Raw genomic sequence first — 16,066 nt, 5'->3', positions numbered from 1 at the left:
CTTAGTATGGCGAAACATTAAGGAAGAACCGCTGCAACCAGCCCATGGTTTGCGCTTCATTGATATAACCATTACCTACATACTCGATACGCGCATCTGCCACCTGAGTTGAGGTCACAGTATTGCTGCCGCTGATGGTGCGTGGGTTAACGACCCCAGAGAAGCGAATGAATTCGGTGCCCTGATTAATTGCTATCTGTTTCTCACCCACCACATGCAAGTTGCCATTAGCCAGCACTTGATCAACGGTCACCGTGATGGTGCCACTGAAGGTGTTGTTCGCATTGGCACCCCCCTTGCCACCAAAGGTGTTATCACCAGAAATATCCATATCCGCGCGTGCATTACCCAGTAACCCTTCGAGATAGCGAGGAGCAGTCGCAACACCAAATTTGCTGGAACCATTGCGGCTCGCATTGGCTGAAGAGCTTTTGCTGGCACTGACATTTTCCTGCAAAGTAATCGTCAGCGTATCACCGACATTACGTGGGCGACGGTCTTCGAACAGTGGCTGATAACCATAGTTCATCGGCTGGGCAGCCTGGAAAATAGAGCCATTCGGTAGTGGCGCACTGGCAGGAGCAGGCTGGGCAGACGTCGAACCATCTACCAGTGATTTGTGCGGAATATACGCGCAGCCATTGAGTAGCAGCGTTGCCATCAAAGGCGCCCCCACCCATCTCAACTCAGCTAATTTACGCAGCGGCTTTCTATCCATCTCTGATTATCTGTCCTGTAACCTGTTGGTGGCTGGCAAGATCAGCCATTCTGCGGCAATCAGGGGGCATCATTGCCCCCCGAGAGCGGATTTACAGCTGTGTCAGTTTTTGCAACATCTGATCTGAAGTTGAAACCGCTTTACTGTTTATTTCATAGGCGCGTTGCGTCTGGATCATGTTGACCAACTCTTCTGCCACATTGACGTTAGACGTCTCGACATACCCCTGATACAACAAGCCGCCGCCGTTCAGACCCGGCGTAGTTTCATTCGGTGCACCGGAACTGGCGGTTTCCTGGTAGAGGTTTTCGCCGACACTTTCCAGGCCACTGTTGTTAATAAATGTAGCCAGTGTCAGTTGCCCCACTTGCTGAGTGGCAGTTTGCCCCGGCAAGGTGACACTGACGATACCGTCACGCCCAACTGTCATGCTCATCGCGTTGGCTGGAATGGTAATCGCCGGTTGTATCTGAAAACCACCGGAGGTGACCAACTGGCCATTTTGGTCCGTCTGAAAAGAGCCATCACGGGTATAGGCATTGGTGCCATCAGGCATTTGTACCTGAAAGAACCCCTCGCCTTTGATAGCCACATCTTTGGTGTTATCGGTTTTGGACAGATTACCCTGGCTATGTAAGCGCTCAGTGGCAACCGGACGAACACCGGTACCAATCTGCAACCCCGATGGCAAGGTGGTCTGCTCGGAAGATTGTGCTCCCGGTTGACGCATGGTTTGGTATAACAGATCTTCAAAAACCGCCCGTTGGCGTTTAAAGCCATTGGTGCTGACGTTCGCCAGGTTGTTGGCGATAACATCCATATTGGTCTGCTGGGCATCCAGGCCGGTTTTGGCAATCCAGAGTGATCGGATCATCAGTTTATTCCTCTGCGCCTAAGCGCTTAGCTCATTGCTAACAGTTGATTAGCGCGCTGTTCGTTTTCGTCCACACTGTGGATGACTTTCATCTGCATTTCGAAACTACGGGCATTGGCAATCATGTCGGCCATGGCTTCAACCGCTTTCACGTTACTGCCTTCCAGCACGCCCGGCATAATCTTGATAAGCGGGTCATTCGCCAACTGAGCACCCCGCGCTTGTTGCGTCTCAGGTGTCAGATGGAACAACCCATCATCGCCGTGCATCACTTCACCCGCCGTTGCTCTAACCCGTTTAATCTGCCCAAGCTGAGCAATGGTATTCGGTGAATCACCGGCGTTCAGTGCCGAAATAGTGCCATCGGCAGCAATAGTGACAGCCGCCTGCGGAGGCACTTCAATCGGGCCGTTATCACCCATTAGCGGGTAACCCTGCACTGTCATTTGCCCATCAGCCGAGATTTGAATATTCCCGTTACGGGTATAAGCCTCAGTGCCATCGGGCAGCCGAACCGCCAAATAGCCATCTTGCTGTAAGGCCACATCCAACGGGCGACCGCTGTAGTTCATCGTCCCCTGGCTGATATCTACGCCGGGGGTCGATGCTGTGACCATGGTGCGAGTGGCCATACTTGGCCCATCAATAGGCACAGCCCGCATCGCCGCCAACTGCGAGCGAAAACCCGGCGTCGAGGCATTGGCCAGGTTATTAGCGGTAACCGCTTGCAGTTCGAGTGACTGCCGGGCAGCCCCCATTGCGGTGTATATTGCGTGATCCATGAGCGAGTCCCGTCAGTTCGATTAACGCAGGTTAACCAGAGTTTGTAAGATCTGATCCTGGGTTTTGATGGTTTGCGCATTAGACTGGTAGTTACGCTGCGCCACAATCATGTTGACCAGTTCTTTACTCAAATCCACGTTAGAGGATTCCAGTGCGCCGCTGGTCAATGTACCGAAACCGCCACTGCCCGCCGTGCCAAGGATTGGGTTACCGGATGAAAGTGTTTCTTTCCATACGTTATCGCCTTCGGATGACAAACCTTCAGGGTTGGCAAAGTTGACCATCACGATTTGACCGAGCAACTGAGTTTGTGAGTTGGAATAGGTACCGACTATCGATCCATCGTTATTAATCTGGAAGCCCGTGAATTCACCGGCGGCGTAGCCAGTTTGGTTTTGGGTGACAATGCTATCTGTACCGGTATTTTGCTGCTTACTGCCCGCCACACTCAGCGTGAAAGTCTGTGCCGGTGCGCCGTTAACCACACCCATTGGGATAGTTAATGTGAAGTCAGAGGTACTGGCTGGATTAGTGCCATTAGTGACACTTTGCAGTGCGCCGTTAGTATCAAACGTCATGGAGCCGCGTTTATCCGCTGTTTCAGCCGGTTTAGCGCTGCTATCAAGGGTGTAGACATCCCAGGTGTTACCCGCCGTAGTACTTTCAGAGCGTTTAACGTAGAACACGTTGATTTCATGGCGGTTACCCAAGCTATCGAAGGTGGTCATGTTATTGACGAAACTGTAGGTATCAGGCTTGGTGGGATCAAAAGTAGTGGCAACAGGAATAACATCATGGGTTGAGGTCAGGTTAGCGACCATAGTGCCTGAGGTCGTCGCCTTGGCTGGGATCATATTCTGCGGAACAGACAGCGCTACCGGGTTCGCCCCTTGCTGTACGGTCGGCGGGGTACCGGTTGCCGGGTAGCCGGTTAAGCTCAGGCCCTGCATATTGACGATATTGCGGTTCTCATCCAGTTTAAACTGGCCGTTACGGGCATATAACACACCGCCACTGCTGTCTTGCATACGGAAGAAACCACTTTGACTAATAGCCAGATCCAGACGGCGGTTAGTGGTGGTGGTGGTACCATCGTTAAAGTCCTGAGTGATGCCTGCGACTTTAACGCCCATCCCGGTCTGAGAGCCGGCAAACATATCGGCAAAAGAAACTGAGCCGGCTTTAAAACCTGACGTCGCCGAGTTGGCGATGTTGTTACCGATCACATCCAGGTTACTGGACGCTGCGTTCAAACCGCTGACTGCTTGAGAAAAGCCCATTTTCTTCTCCGTTAGATTCGGGGTCCGTGAAAGACCTTAAGCATTGATGACATATCAAACGCTACTTTTAAAAATGATGGTGAATCAGTTCGAATCATTGCTTCACCCTAATGTTTTTTGCTACTGCTTGTTTTACTACTGATTGTTTTACTACTGATTGTTTTTGCTAATTTTTTACTCGTATACCCTAAACAATTCGAGTTGCAGAAAGGCGGCAAGTGAGATAATCCCGATGAGCTTACTGTGGTAAGTGATTCGGGTTATTGAACGTAGCCAACGCACGTGCAGCTTGAAGTGTGACGGATATACCGGCTTACAAAATCTGACGGACCTTATCCATCGTGATAGTGCCTGCCAGCCCCAGATCCAGTTTGGAGCCATCACTACCACGGGTGACGCCGTTGACAATGGCATAGCTCAATGGTGTAGCAACCACTTGTGCGCCCCCATTAGTCGCACTGATAGTGACGGTATAAGCGCCATCCGGTGCATTGCCGCCCGCTTCCAGCGAACCATCCCAGGTAAAGGCATGCACACCCGCCGTCAGGCCGCCAATCTCAATGGTTCGGACAGCCACGCCATTGCTGTCGGTGATAGTGGCCGTCACTTTGTCTGCGGCACGCTCCAGCTCAACACCAAACGGTGTTGTCGTCACAACGCCATCTTTGCTGCCAGCCAACACGTTGGTTCCCGGAACCATCACACCGCGACCAATCAGGCTGCTCGCCTGCAAAGATTGGCTGTTATCAATCTGACCGGAGATAGAACCCAGCGTAGTATTCAACTTTTCAATGCCGCTCACGGTGTTGATCTGCGCTAATTGCGTGGTCAACTCGTTGTTTTGCATTGGGTTGGTCGGATCCTGATTTTTTAACTGTGCCACCAACAATGTCAGGAAACTGTTTTGCAGATCTTGGCTGCTACTGCCGGTGGTCGAACTGGTACCGGTAGTGCTGTTAATACCGTAATCACTATCGGTCAGGGAATTCGTAATGGCCATTTATGCAGGTTCCTGTTATTGACCCAGTGTCAGCGTCTTGAGCATCAACGATTTGGTCGTATTCAATACTTCAACGTTAGCTTGATAACTGCGTGAAGCTGAAATGGTGTTCACCATCTCGCCGGTCACATCAACGTTTGGCATACGAACATACCCCTTGGCATCAGCCAGCGGATTGCCGGGTTGGAAGACCAAACGATCCGGTGCCGGATCATCGATTATCTGTGCCACACGTACGCCGCCCGTTTCTTGCCCCGGCTGAGCTGCCACCTGAAACACCACTTGCTTGGCGCGGTAAGGCTGGCCATCTGGGCCTGTTACGCTGTCGGCGTTCGCCATGTTACTGGCGCTAACGTTCAACCGCTGCGATTGGGCTGATAATGCAGAACCGGCAATATCAAAAATATTCAGTAAAGACATCCGTCTTATCCTTGTTGTAACACTGACATCATCCCTTTGATCTGGCCGCCAAGAACGGTCAAATCGGTCTGATATTTCAGGCTGTTATCGGCAAAATTCGTACGTTCACGGTCCATATCTACCGTGTTGCCATCCATTGATGGCTGATCCGGGACACGGAATAACAAATCAAGATCAGGTGGCTGAACTGTACTTGCCGGGATATGACGGGCTGACGTCAAACTGAGCGACACCCCAGTACCGCTGGCACGTCCTTGCTCCATGACTTTTTTCAGTTGGCTGGAGAAATCAATATCACGTGCCTGAAAGCCGGGTGTATCCGCATTAGCAATATTGGACGACAGGATCTCCTGTCGTTGCGCGCGCAAATTAAGCGCCTCTTGTTGAAAACGCAGAGCACCGTCCAGTTTGTCGAGCATAGTCCCCCCGCAAGGTTAGAATTTGGAGCCGACAGCATAAACGCCGTACAGGGAAGCCTATCGTCAGAATAAGGGCTAAATGCGTTGCTATTTGTTCCCTTAACCTCAGCAAGGTACAGGTACACTAGTGGGTAACAGGGGCCGATTCGGTGTTACCGGGTTGTGTAGACGGAGAAGAGATGGGTGGCAATGAACAGAAATGGCGTCATAACATGTGCATTGGGGGGGCTGTTGCTGAGTCAAGCCGCCACTCATCAGGCGATGGCGGCAGATTTATCAGTGCAGGTAAATCAATTCTTCCAACAGCAATATCCGGATAAAGAGAGCCAGGTTAAGGTGGTGATTAAAACCCCGCAGAACCAGTGGCCACAATGTGATATGCCGGAGATAACGCTACCGGCTAATGCCCGCCCTTGGGGCAATATCAGTCTGTCGGTGCGTTGTGATGGCGTGCGGCGTTTTATTCAGACCCAAGTACAAGTCAGTGGCCATTATGCAGTGGCGGCTCGTCAACTGGCAGCCGGTGCAAAAATGACACTGCAAGATATCGAAATGAAACAAGGTCGGCTCGATACCCTGCCTCCCGGTGCGTTATTAGAACCCAACTTTGCTCAAGGTGCGGTCAGTTTACGGCCAATCAATGCTGGTCAACCGCTGACACGCAATATGTTGCGCCGCCTGTGGATAATAAAAGCAGGGCAAGATGTGCAGGTCTTGGCGCAGGGTGAGGGATTTAATGTTAACAGTAATGGTAAAGCGATGAATAATGCGGCCATTCAAGATAATGTTCGGGTGCGCATGGCATCTGGCCAAATCGTCAGTGGCACCGTAGCCGACGATGGCACCGTACATATTCTGTTATAGTGATTAAAGTTTTTTTAACCTGTGCCGATAACTCTAATATGCAGTTATTTGCGGGTAACATTATTTGCAGGTGACATAGTGACAATCCAGCCATTCTTTTACTGAAAGATAAAAGTCTTGCGGGTCGATAAACGTCAATCCCGCTATAGAGGGAGCAACAGAACATGAGTATTGATCGCACTCAGCCGCTATTACCGGTAACACCAGTGCAGCCACGGGAAACCAGTGATATTGCGCAACAAACGCGTAAACCTTCTGCTCAATCAAAAACACCGGTAAGTGGTACTGAGGTTAAATTGAGCGACGCGCAGGCAAAATTGATGCAACCGGGCAGCCAGGACATCAATGTAGAACGTGTCGAAACCTTAAAACAGGCGATCCGTTCAGGCCAACTGACCATGGACACCGGTAAAATTGCCGATGCCTTGCTCAAAAATGTTGCCGATGACCTGAAGAATAGCTAAACGTCACAACAATCGTTGACCGTAAAATTATTAACCGTAAAAGGATAGGTGGTGGTGGAAAGATTACAAACTAATCTGGACCAGCAACTGGAACTGCTTGAATCCCTGAAAACCGTAGTAGCACAAGAGCAGCAACTGCTGTGCTCCGGTCGGATTCAAGGTATCGTGTTGCAAGGCGTCACTGAACAAAAAAGTTCAATTTTGGCGACCTTGGCTTATCTGGACCAGACCCGGCTCACCACCGAAAAAAACATAAATATTCAAGCGCCCTACAGCAACGTTCCTGCGCTAGCTGAGCGCTGGCAGCGTATTTTGGAACTGGCCGAAGGCCTGCGCTACGGCAACCTGCATAACGGGCTTTTGCTGCAACAGCATATTGAGCATAACACTCAGGCGCTGGCGGTTTTGAATACGCGCCACGGCCAATCACTGTATGGGCCAGATGGTCACGCTAAAGGTGCCAGTTTGCTGGGCCGCAAGATTGGTATTTAGCACTATTGCGGCTCCGCACACAGCGGATACGCCGTAGCCGCAGATGTTGGTATGTCACCGGTGGTCATATCCATAGTGACAAAATCTGTACTGGTCTTTTTAGTCCAATAGTTACCCGATGGCCACTCAGCGCTATCATAGGTTGCCAAACTTCCCCACTCTCCCCACAGAGTACCGTCTGGTGAACGCGAACCATTACTGGCGCGTGCGGACTCGATCAGCGCAGTAAAATCAGTGCGCTGGCAATTTCGACTCGCCTCGACACTTGATTGCAGTGACATGGTGCCGGAGAACACCCACAAATTAGGTTTGAATTGATATGTTGCCGTATAACTCGGGAATTTTTTACTTTTTGCCGTCACAGTGACGGTGCTACCATAGGTTTTATAGGCAATATTGACTTTACCCTGATTATCAACCGGCGCACTGGCCGCATAGGATGATGTCCAGTCATATTGAGTATTATTCGCCACATCGTCATTCATCACCAATTGGAACGTGGCTTTATTAAAGGTAGTTTTCGGGAAGCCTTTATCTGTGGCAAATTGCTCACCATTCACGTTAATGCCGGTTATCTTCGGTACTGGGTACAGGGTGATTCTTTTCTGCAACAAGTCTAGTGATTCCCCCCCCACCTGCGGCGTAATATCGACATCTCCTACCGAATTTCCCACCACACTGGCGGTATAGTTGTCAGCATTTTCGGTTACCGGACTAATAGTTACCGGAACACCACTTTGTATAAATTCAAGATCTGTTATCCCACTGACAAACTCATTATTTTTATTACGCGGAACAAAGGTGAGTATCGACTGCATGGAGCCATCGGCAACAATATCAGATGGAGAAACGTTAAAACTTGAGTTTGTGACATCTGGCGGCAGCACGGCAAATCGTACATCAACAGTAGCCTGTTGCCCCTGAATATCTAAAGTGACGACTGACACCCCAACAGTGAAGCTAGTTAATGCAATGCTTATCACACCCTGTGCATCGGTTTTTTTTGTGACTTTACTGGGAAGCGCACCATTACTGGTGGTTATCACCCCCTCTTGCTCGGCAACCGGCGTACTATCAATATTAGTCACTGTAAATTTCACCGTGATGGGAGTCCTGCCATCAGCAAGCGCACCATCATCAGTCACTTCCGAGGTAATAACGAACTGAGGTTGCTGCACAATAACGGTCAACGTAGCTGGATTAGAACTATTGCCGTGGTTATCGATAGCCGTGGCGCTGAGGGTATAGGTATTGACCGCCGCTTCGCTCTCGCCGGTTTTCCCCACAGTACGACTCGCTGGTGCCATCGGTTTATAAGGCGGTAAGACCACATTGTAATCTGTTGCACTGACGGGTATTAATTTGCCGCCGGCAGCAACCCATTGCGCATCATTCCAGAGAATACGTTGTAGTGCAGATTGAGACTGTATTTGTGCACTAACGGAATAAACCTGCCCCGGCAGGCCGGAGAGTACGGCGGGTGAAAATGCCAATTTGATAGTATTCTGTTTTTGGTATTCCAGAACAATATTTGGATTGCGCTCAACCAGATTATAACGGCTCTCAGCCAGTAAACGAGTTCCGGCCACCACTGCGGGGCTAAACTGCGAACGAAAACTTTCGCCGAGGCGATAATCCATTTGTAAGTTCCATTGTATTTCATGCTGCCGACTTTTTCCCATTCGTTGATCGACCCCCAGTGTAATGAAGGGGATCGGCGTATAAATAAGCCCTGTGGTCACCGCATAAGGGTTACTTTGCAGGTTATCTTTACCAAATAAAGCCACCCGCTCACCACGGTACTGCTCATATTTTAATTTCCCGCCCAATTGTGGCAGCGCAGGTAAATACGCTTTGACGTGAATGTCGCCCCCGCTTGCCGGGCGCTCATTATAGTCCGCGAAATCACGAGATTGATGCCAACCATTGAGGCGAAAATAACCATTGGCCGATAATTGTAAATAATCAGTCCAGGCTTCTGCACCCACGCCAATACGATGATTGTGCCCGGTCATATCATTGTCATAGAAAGTGTTAAAGCCATACATCCAACTTTGTTGGAAGGTACGCACCCCAGCGCCGATATTAAGGGTATTGCGACTGTCTTTATTTCTTATACCCAACTGACTAAAAAAGACATATGAAGCAGAGTCATACCAAGGCAACAGCCAATCAAGAGAACTTTCTTTGAGGGAGAACTTTTTATCAAAGTTAACATTGACCTGAGTTGTCCCAAATCTATTTAACCAGTGTTTTACTTCCTGATTTGCCGCGTCATTTACCATTGACCTGGTGATATTGGATGCATTACCCGATACCGCCAGACTGGTTCCGGTACTGATTATCTTATTGAAAGCCTCATTATGTTCAGCGGGGTTCTCTAACGCTTCTGAATTAAAATAATGTTGCTGTGAGAACCCATAAGTAAATATTCCAAATATTAAACCGATCGATAATATTAGCCTGCTAATGATTTTAGTCACAGTTAGCGTATTAAAAAATGAATACATTAGTGTACCCCTTAGGTATAAATTAACGCGGTAATATTTACTTAAGCAACAGAAATGAAAACAGCGACAAGAAATAACTTCTTCTCTCTCGCAAACACTAACAATAGAATAGCAGAACTTACAAAAATAAAATTAAAAAATTAAAAATAACAGCAATGACAAATGAAATGCAAAAAAAAATCATCATGGTAATATTAGCTTGTTAATTTAATTGTCAGGTTATATTTAGCATGTATATATATATTGTGATATATTATTATTATCAAAATAGTTTACATTCGTCTCATAAAATAGACTCTCTGCATTTTTCACGATGCATTAATCTAATGCGACTAAGCAACCGCTGGCTTAGTTTAAAGGAGGGTATATGAAAAAACAGAGTGTACTTTTGAGTTTGATTTTTTGCAGTATGATGGCGATGTCATTACATTCAACAGCGCAGGCAAAAGAACTAAGCAGCATGATGCTACTTCCTATATGTTGCTCCTTCACTTATCCATTTTGGATTTAACGATAATTAACGATGACCTGGTGATTAATAACCTGCAGTGGCGGATTGACCCGCCCTTTTCCTGCGATAAAGTAGATAAATGTCAGTTGAGTCGCAGCCGCTTCCCCGGCCAATCCGCGACTCAGCCCGCTGCCCCCCTCAAGAGGCATACAGCGGGTTGGCGTACATAACTTAACTTGTAAACCATCTGGTGCTGCTGACATTAATTGGTAGCGCCAACTTATCGACACAATTCGCGCATTATCTTGCGCCAGTGCGACCGGTGATTGCAGCGGCTTGGCGGAGATTGCCACACCGCGCACACTCTGGGTAATGCCAATATCATCTGCCACCCAGGAACCTGAAGCCATTGCATTCAATGGCAATATTCCAATTGAAAACAAGCCCACCAGAACTCTTCGGGAAAGACAAGTCAGCATCAGGCCGCTCCAATGGTTGAGGTCATACGGATTTGACGATTGTCGCCGATTTCCAAATTCGACAGCACCACCATCTGCGGCAAGCTACGGCGCAGGAAGCGGGCTAATAATGCACGCAATGCGTGGTTAACCAACAACACTGGCGGCGCGCCCAGCATCTCTTGACGTTGCAGTGCTTGCTTGGATTGTTCCAGTAGGCGATCAGCCAGCCCCGGTTCTAAACCGCTACCACCTTGCAGTGCTTGTAATAACAAGCGTTCCAAGGCCGCATCCAAACCAATGACCTGAATCTCGCCGGTACCAGGGAACCATTGCTGGGCAATTGAGCGGCCCAGCGCGACGCGTACCACTGCGGTTAACTCATAAGGGTCGGTTTGATTGGGCGCATGCTCGGCAAGCGTCTCAATAATGGTGCGCATATCACGAATAGAGACCCGCTCCATTAACAGGTTTTGCAGCACCTTATGCAACGTGGTTAAGGTCACCACTCCGGGAATAAAGTCCTCGGTCAGCTTCGGCATCTCTTGTGAAACCCTATCTAACAGCTGCTGGGTTTCCTGACGACCGAACAAGTCACTCGCATATTGACTGATCAGATGATTCAAATGCGTGGCGACGACCGTACTGGCCTCGACCACGGTAAACCCTTGAATCTGTGCTTGTTCACGTAATGCACTTTCAATCCATACCGCAGCCAAACCAAAGGCTGGATCTTGTGTCGCTTCGCCAGGCAATGTCCCCACCGCATTACCTGGGTTGATCGCCAGCCAGCGGCCCGGATGGGCTTCGCCGCTGCCAATTTCGACCCCTTTCATCAGGATCCGATAACTGGCAGGCGGGAGTTCCAGATTATCCCTGATATGAACCACCGGCGGCAAACAGCCCATTTCCTGAGCAAACTTTTTGCGGATACTGCGGATACGCCCGAGTAACTCACCATTTTGCTGGAAATCGACCATCGGGATTAGGCGATAGCCGACTTCCATACCCAGAGGATCTTCCAGTTGAACATCTGACCAGGTGGCTTCCGTCGCTGGTTGTTGATCCTGCATGGCCGGTGCTTCTGCGGCTGCCGGTTGCTGCGACTGTTTACCCCGTAAACGCCAGGCCAGAGCCAATAACGCCGCGGTAAATAACAGAAACACAAAGTTAGGCATACCGGGCACCATACCCAGTAAACCCAATACGGCAGCACTCAACACCATCACCCGCGGGTTGTTGAACAACTGGGTGACCATTTGCTGGCCTACATCCTGATCAGTGCTCACTCGGGTAACAATAACACCCGCGGCAGTGGATATAACCAATGCCGGGATTTGCGCAACCAAGCCATCACCAATGGTCAACAACGTATAGGTTTCTGCTGCATGACCCACGGCCATGTTGTGCTGGAGTACCCCGACTAACAGGCCGCCGACCACGTTAATGACCATGATCAGTAACCCAGCAACCGCATCACCACGAACAAACTTACTGGCCCCGTCCATTGAACCGTAGAAGTCCGCTTCTTGTGTCACATCAGAGCGGCGCTTTTTCGCTTCGTCTTCCCCAATCAAACCGGCGTTTAAGTCGGCGTCGATGGCCATCTGTTTACCGGGCATACCATCAAGAACAAAACGTGCGCCAACTTCAGCAATACGCCCTGCCCCTTTGGTGATGACCATAAAGTTGATGATAACTAAAATAACAAAGACCACGATACCGATGGCGAAGTTACCGCCCACCAGGAAATGGCCAAATGCTTCAACCACCCGTCCTGCTGCCGCAGCACCGGTATGCCCATCCATCAGAATAATACGAGTAGAGGCCACGTTTAGGGATAAACGCAGTAAAGTCGAGAACAACAGAATGGTCGGGAATGCAGCAAAATCCAAAGTACGCTGAGTAAACATCGCAACCAGCAACACCATGATGGACAGCGCGATGTTGAAGGTAAACAACAAATCAAGGATGAAAGGCGGCAGTGGCAGCACCATCATCGACAAGATCATGAGGATTAAGATTGGCCCGGCAAGAATTTGCCACTGCGTATCTTTGAAGTTGCCCGGTAAACGAAGCAGGGCGGCCAAATTAGCCATTAGTCAGTCTCACTCTCTTCTGTTGCAAAATCCAGCCCTTCCGGTACCGGCAGATGTTCAGGTTTTTTCGGGATTAGCCCACCTTCCCGCTTCCAGCGTTTCAGCTGATACACCCAGGCAAGAACTTCAGCTACTGCCGCATAAAGGGTGGCAGGAATATGTTGACCCACTTCGCTGTGCCGGAATAATGCCCTGGCCAACGGCGGAGCTTCTAATAAAGGAATGCGATGTTCAGCGCCCAATTCTCGAATGCGCAGTGCCACGGCTCCCGCCCCTTTCGCCAATACTTTTGGCGCACTCATTTTGGTTTCGTTGTATTGCAACGCAACAGCATAGTGAGTCGGGTTAGTCACTATCACATCCGCTTTGTGTACATCCGCCATCATCCGCCGGCGGGCCATGGCCCGTTGCTGCTGGCGGATACGCCCTTTCACATGAGGATCACCTTCTTGATCCTTGAACTCATCGCGTATTTCCTGTTTTGTCATGCGTAACTTTTTGATATGGCTGGTTATTTGGAAAAACACATCGAAGCCGACCATTGGGGTCAGGCCTAAAACCACCACTAACCCACAGAAAATAATCAAGTGGAGCGCATCACCTAAGGCGGCCACTGGAGGAGCAGCCATTAACCGCATCATATCGGGCCAGTTATGCCAGAGAAATATGCCGGTAACCCACCCCACCAGTGTCGCTTTCAAGATGGCTTTTAGCAGTTCAGCCAGCGCCTGTGAGGAAAACATCCGCTTTAAACCGGCAATCGGACTCATTCGCTTGAGGTCAAATTTGATTGACTCGCCGCTAAACAGTACGCCGCCCAGAAGCATCGGTACCGCCATTGCCACTATGACCAATCCGGCAAAAATGGGTATCAGCGCTATCAGCGTTTGTCTGAGTAACATGCCAATTTGGCGCAGCATTTGCTTATCATCACTGATAAGGCCGTGATCAAAATGCAACCCCTGAGCAATCATGGCAGCCAGTTGACGCGCCATCGATTCCCCCGAAACCCACAGAATAGCCAAACCGGCCCCGAGCATCAGCATCGAGGTCAGTTCGCGTGAACGCGGTATCTGGCCTTTCTCGCGAGCCTTCTCCAGCTTATGGGCTGTGGGTTCCTCGCTTTTGTCCGCATCGCTATCTTCAGCCACAGCAATGGCTTCTGTTAGCGTAAATGTTCCTGTTCAGCGTAGGCGTTCCCATCTAAGAGAAAATTAATATGCGTAGCATGACAAACATTTAGTTAGCCTATGGATGGAACAACGCTGCAATTAGGGGGTTATTTCTCGGATGAGTACATTCCATCGGCATGGATTGAGTTGGAATGGATTGATGAGTAGAACAGACCTTGCACGTCAAATGCCCGCAGAACTAAGGTTGTTATGATATGCAAAATGACATTACTCCTGTTATTAAGTTAATTGAACATTTAAAACGCGCCTGTTGAGGAAATAGGTAGATTGAGTGTTATATAAACAGTTTCGACTGCTGTTGTTCTGCACCTCTGAATAAGAGCTATCCAGATAATAGTAAAATGATAACCTTCATATTAAAGGGAAATTAAAATGAAACGATTTGACGTTACTTATGATATTTTTAACAACAAAAGAAAAAACATTTCAATCATAAAATCAGCTCATACCCTTGTCATAAGAATGCATCCCGATACAGATTTTTCCAAAATGATGCTCAATGCTATCAATGATAACACTATAAAATATAAAGTTATATTTAGGGTTGTCAGTGCCAACACCTATGTCGTCAGTATAGATGCCCCCCCAGATAGAGTGAGTGACCTCAAGAAAATCATCGCGAGTAATGAAACAGTCAGGTTCGCCGGTTATGGATTTAAAACAGAAAAAAATAAAGAACCTCTTATTTACACTGAGAATATATTTGTTCAATTCAATGATAATTTATCAGAATCTGAATGTGAGAAAATAATTTGTGAACATAACCTCACTATTAAGATGAAAATAGCATTTCTGAATAATGCTTATTTTACCTCAGCACAAGAAGATATCGGCGAAAATATTTTTACTATTGCGGAAAGTATTTTAAATCGAAAAGATATTAAGCATTGTTATCCTGAATTAATTTATCACAAAGAACACAAAACCATTCATCCTAATCAGTGGCATTTAAAGAAAACCACCGTGCGCCATGAAGTTGAGGTGGATGCCAGTGCCAACGTCGAAAATGCGCATAAAATCACCTTAGGAAAAGGCACGATTATCGCCGTCATTGATGACGGTTTCGATATGGGCCATCCGGAGTTTAGTCGTAAAGGAAAAATCGTTCATCCTTGTAACCTGTCTGGCGTAAACACCGATGATGATCCTACACCGGGGAAATATGACACTCACGGTACACCATGTGCAGGGGTGGCTTGTGCCGATGGCCGCTATGGTGCCTCTGGTGTGGCACCAGAGGCTAATCTTATGCCAATACGACAGGCGGGAGGGTTAGGTTCACTAGACGAAGCTCTCGCTTTCGTGTGGGCGACAGATAATGGAGCCGATGTTATCTCTTGCAGTTGGGGGCCGAAAGGCAGTTTGTCGGCTAACTCAGATGATCCTCAACATGACGTTGTGGCCGCACTGCCAGCATTGACTCGTATGGCTATTGATTATGCTATTGATAAAGGGCGCAAAGGCAAGGGGTGTGTCGTCCTTTTGGCAGCCGGTAACGGCAATGAATCTGTCGAAAAGGATGGTTACGCCAGCTACGAACCGGTTATTGCTGTTGCTGCTTGTAATGACCGAAGTATCCGTTCCGTTTACAGCAATTATGGTAAATCACTTTGGTGCTCTTTTCCCAGTGACGACTCCGAAGACCTCATACTCGGCCATCCAGCTCCTTTAACAACGGGTATCTGGACCACCGATCTGCGTCGTGAATATGGGGATAATCCAGGGGCTAGCACAGCTGTAGGGGATATTTTTGGTAATTACATTAATAATTTTGGTGGTACTTCCAGTGCCTGCCCCGGTGCTGCCGGTGTTGCCGCTTTAATTATTTCAGTCAACCCCACTCTGAACTATCAAGAGGTCAAAGATATCATTCGCGACAGTTGCGACAAAATAGATGAAAAAAATGGAGGCTATGATGAAAATGGTCACAGTGAATGGTATGGATACGGGCGAGTCAATGCGGGCAAAGCCGTGTCGTTAGCCCAAAAATTGTATCAGGAAATGGTAGGGTGCCATAAATAAAGGAGGCGCGGAAAAATAC

Annotated in this window: 15 protein-coding genes; 4 read left to right on the top strand and 11 right to left on the bottom strand. The window is 48.7% G+C overall.

Annotation, left to right across the window (positions count from 1 at the left end; genetic code table 11):
- Nucleotide 1: 1 nt before the first annotated feature.
- The 7 genes from flgH to flgB all read right to left on the bottom strand — a co-directional run bounded on the left by flgH (nucleotide 2) and on the right by flgB (nucleotide 5,494).
- Nucleotides 2–718 (bottom strand): flagellar basal body L-ring protein FlgH, encoded by a 717-nt coding sequence (gene flgH, locus FGL26_RS02815; protein WP_005160434.1) that lies wholly within the window; start codon nucleotides 716–718, stop codon nucleotides 2–4.
- 91 nt (nucleotides 719–809) lie between these two features.
- A complete protein-coding gene (flgG, locus tag FGL26_RS02810) occupies nucleotides 810–1,592 on the bottom strand; it encodes a flagellar basal-body rod protein FlgG (protein ID WP_005160438.1) in 783 nt (260 codons plus the stop codon).
- A gap of 26 nt (nucleotides 1,593–1,618) precedes the next feature.
- The gene (locus tag FGL26_RS02805; protein WP_005168800.1) at nucleotides 1,619–2,374 is read right to left on the bottom strand and encodes a flagellar basal body rod protein FlgF; all 756 of its coding nucleotides are present in this window, start codon (nucleotides 2,372–2,374) and stop codon (nucleotides 1,619–1,621) included.
- 21 nt (nucleotides 2,375–2,395) lie between these two features.
- A complete protein-coding gene (gene flgE / locus FGL26_RS02800) occupies nucleotides 2,396–3,655 on the bottom strand; it encodes a flagellar hook protein FlgE (RefSeq protein ID WP_005160443.1) in 1,260 nt (419 codons plus the stop codon).
- A gap of 313 nt (nucleotides 3,656–3,968) precedes the next feature.
- Nucleotides 3,969–4,655, bottom strand: a complete 687-nt coding sequence (gene flgD, locus FGL26_RS02795) for a flagellar hook assembly protein FlgD (RefSeq protein ID WP_005168797.1) — start codon at nucleotides 4,653–4,655, stop codon at nucleotides 3,969–3,971.
- A gap of 15 nt (nucleotides 4,656–4,670) precedes the next feature.
- Nucleotides 4,671–5,075, bottom strand: a complete 405-nt coding sequence (flgC, locus tag FGL26_RS02790; RefSeq protein WP_005168794.1) for a flagellar basal body rod protein FlgC — start codon at nucleotides 5,073–5,075, stop codon at nucleotides 4,671–4,673.
- 5 nt (nucleotides 5,076–5,080) lie between these two features.
- Nucleotides 5,081–5,494 carry a flagellar basal body rod protein FlgB gene (gene flgB, locus FGL26_RS02785; protein WP_005160463.1) on the bottom strand — a complete coding sequence of 138 codons (414 nt, stop codon included), beginning with the start codon at nucleotides 5,492–5,494 and terminating at the stop codon, nucleotides 5,081–5,083.
- A gap of 189 nt (nucleotides 5,495–5,683) precedes the next feature.
- Between flgB and flgA the strand changes: the two genes are divergently transcribed.
- From flgA to FGL26_RS02770, 3 genes are all read left to right on the top strand, one after another.
- The gene (gene flgA / locus FGL26_RS02780) at nucleotides 5,684–6,358 is read left to right on the top strand and encodes a flagellar basal body P-ring formation chaperone FlgA (protein ID WP_005168790.1); all 675 of its coding nucleotides are present in this window, start codon (nucleotides 5,684–5,686) and stop codon (nucleotides 6,356–6,358) included.
- Nucleotides 6,359–6,522: 164 nt separating this feature from the next.
- Nucleotides 6,523–6,822, top strand: a complete 300-nt coding sequence (gene flgM / locus FGL26_RS02775; RefSeq protein WP_005168786.1) for a flagellar biosynthesis anti-sigma factor FlgM — start codon at nucleotides 6,523–6,525, stop codon at nucleotides 6,820–6,822.
- Nucleotides 6,823–6,873: 51 nt separating this feature from the next.
- Nucleotides 6,874–7,314: a flagella synthesis protein FlgN gene (locus FGL26_RS02770; protein WP_005168784.1), complete on the top strand. Its 441-nt coding sequence runs from the start codon at nucleotides 6,874–6,876 to the stop codon at nucleotides 7,312–7,314.
- A 2-nt stretch (nucleotides 7,315–7,316) separates the two neighbouring features.
- On the opposite strand, the gene inv is transcribed toward FGL26_RS02770, so the two are convergent.
- The 4 genes from inv to flhB form a co-directional block, all read right to left on the bottom strand.
- Nucleotides 7,317–9,824: an inverse autotransporter invasin Inv gene (gene inv / locus FGL26_RS02765; protein ID WP_005168782.1), complete on the bottom strand. Its 2,508-nt coding sequence runs from the start codon at nucleotides 9,822–9,824 to the stop codon at nucleotides 7,317–7,319.
- A gap of 507 nt (nucleotides 9,825–10,331) precedes the next feature.
- Nucleotides 10,332–10,754 carry a flagellar protein FlhE gene (locus FGL26_RS02760; RefSeq protein WP_005164470.1) on the bottom strand — a complete coding sequence of 141 codons (423 nt, stop codon included), beginning with the start codon at nucleotides 10,752–10,754 and terminating at the stop codon, nucleotides 10,332–10,334.
- The gene (gene flhA, locus FGL26_RS02755) at nucleotides 10,754–12,832 is read right to left on the bottom strand and encodes a flagellar biosynthesis protein FlhA (RefSeq protein WP_138060216.1); all 2,079 of its coding nucleotides are present in this window, start codon (nucleotides 12,830–12,832) and stop codon (nucleotides 10,754–10,756) included. Before flhA ends, FGL26_RS02760 begins: the two co-directional genes overlap by 1 nt.
- Entirely contained in the window at nucleotides 12,832–13,983 is a 1,152-nt protein-coding gene (flhB, locus tag FGL26_RS02750) for a flagellar biosynthesis protein FlhB (RefSeq protein WP_005164474.1), read from the bottom strand. The genes flhA and flhB overlap by 1 nt, the downstream gene beginning before the upstream one ends.
- A gap of 414 nt (nucleotides 13,984–14,397) precedes the next feature.
- Between flhB and hreP the strand changes: the two genes are divergently transcribed.
- Nucleotides 14,398–16,047 (top strand): subtilisin/kexin-like serine protease HreP, encoded by a 1,650-nt coding sequence (gene hreP / locus FGL26_RS02745; RefSeq protein WP_011816615.1) that lies wholly within the window; start codon nucleotides 14,398–14,400, stop codon nucleotides 16,045–16,047.
- Nucleotides 16,048–16,066 lie beyond the last annotated feature (19 nt).

The organism is Yersinia enterocolitica subsp. enterocolitica (genome assembly GCF_901472495.1).
Lineage (GTDB): Bacteria > Pseudomonadota > Gammaproteobacteria > Enterobacterales > Enterobacteriaceae > Yersinia > Yersinia enterocolitica.
Note: the sequence above shows the minus strand (reverse complement) of the source record. Positions and strands in the feature narration are given on the sequence as shown.

Bases quoted from the DNA above. Each gene is read 5' to 3' on its own strand.
- FGL26_RS02760 (WP_005164470.1), bottom strand. From the start codon at position 10,754: ATGCTGACTTGTCTTTCCCGAAGAGTTCTGGTGGGCTTGTTTTCAATT.
- flgG (WP_005160438.1), bottom strand. From the start codon at position 1,592: ATGATCCGATCACTCTGGATTGCCAAAACCGGCCTGGATGCCCAGCAG.
- hreP (WP_011816615.1), top strand. From the start codon at position 14,398: ATGAAACGATTTGACGTTACTTATGATATTTTTAACAACAAAAGAAAA.
- flgH (WP_005160434.1), bottom strand. From the start codon at position 718: ATGGATAGAAAGCCGCTGCGTAAATTAGCTGAGTTGAGATGGGTGGGG.
- flgC (WP_005168794.1), bottom strand. From the start codon at position 5,075: ATGTCTTTACTGAATATTTTTGATATTGCCGGTTCTGCATTATCAGCC.
- inv (WP_005168782.1), bottom strand. From the start codon at position 9,824: ATGTATTCATTTTTTAATACGCTAACTGTGACTAAAATCATTAGCAGG.
- flhA (WP_138060216.1), bottom strand. From the start codon at position 12,832: ATGGCTAATTTGGCCGCCCTGCTTCGTTTACCGGGCAACTTCAAAGAT.
- flgD (WP_005168797.1), bottom strand. From the start codon at position 4,655: ATGGCCATTACGAATTCCCTGACCGATAGTGATTACGGTATTAACAGC.
- flgB (WP_005160463.1), bottom strand. From the start codon at position 5,494: ATGCTCGACAAACTGGACGGTGCTCTGCGTTTTCAACAAGAGGCGCTT.
- FGL26_RS02805 (WP_005168800.1), bottom strand. From the start codon at position 2,374: ATGGATCACGCAATATACACCGCAATGGGGGCTGCCCGGCAGTCACTC.
- flgA (WP_005168790.1), top strand. From the start codon at position 5,684: ATGAACAGAAATGGCGTCATAACATGTGCATTGGGGGGGCTGTTGCTG.
- flgM (WP_005168786.1), top strand. From the start codon at position 6,523: ATGAGTATTGATCGCACTCAGCCGCTATTACCGGTAACACCAGTGCAG.
- flgE (WP_005160443.1), bottom strand. From the start codon at position 3,655: ATGGGCTTTTCTCAAGCAGTCAGCGGTTTGAACGCAGCGTCCAGTAAC.